Origin of the sequence: Ectopseudomonas oleovorans (assembly GCF_003052605.1) — a bacterium.
Taxonomy (GTDB): domain Bacteria; phylum Pseudomonadota; class Gammaproteobacteria; order Pseudomonadales; family Pseudomonadaceae; genus Aquipseudomonas; species Aquipseudomonas oleovorans_A.
Genome location: NZ_QASO01000061.1, coordinates 1 through 509, shown reverse-complemented (window position 1 = coordinate 509; position 509 = coordinate 1). Strand labels below are relative to the sequence as shown.

Annotated in this window: 1 protein-coding gene; it reads left to right on the top strand. The window is 52.8% G+C overall.

Going from position 1 to position 509, the window contains the following annotated elements; genetic code table 11:
* Positions 1 to 429 (top strand): IS200/IS605 family transposase (gene tnpA / locus DBO86_RS10350; RefSeq protein WP_146173169.1); only part of this gene is annotated, 429 nt, incomplete at its 5' end.
* Positions 430 to 509: the final 80 nt, after the last annotated feature.

The following is a 509-nucleotide window of genomic DNA, read 5'->3' as shown; positions in this document are numbered from 1 at the left end:
GATTACAGATACGGCAGTCATACGGTCTACCAGATCGAGTATCACTTTGTTTGGGTGACTAAGTACCGATACAAGGTGCTCAGCGGTGAGGTTGCTGAGCGAGTGCGAGAGCTGGTGAGACAGACGTGCGAAGCATTTGAAATTCGGATTGTGAAAGGTGTGGTGAGCAAGGATCACGTGCATATTCTGGTGAGCAGTCCGCCGAATTTGGCGCCGAGTGAGATCATGAGGCGGATCAAGGGGCGTACGGCGAGCAAGCTTTTCGAGGAGTTTCCCCATCTGAAAAAGCGCTATTGGGGGCAGCATTTTTGGGCTCGCGGGTACTTTTGCGCGACGGTTGGGCAGATGACGGAAGAGATGATCAAGCAGTATCTGGAGCATCATTTTGAGCCGAGCCCGAACGATAATTTCAGGATGGAGCCTGACTGATCCGACGCGTCGTTCAGTCGACGCGTATCCGGACTTTCAGTCCGTAAGTCACTAACCCACCGACTTCAGTCGGTGGTTGT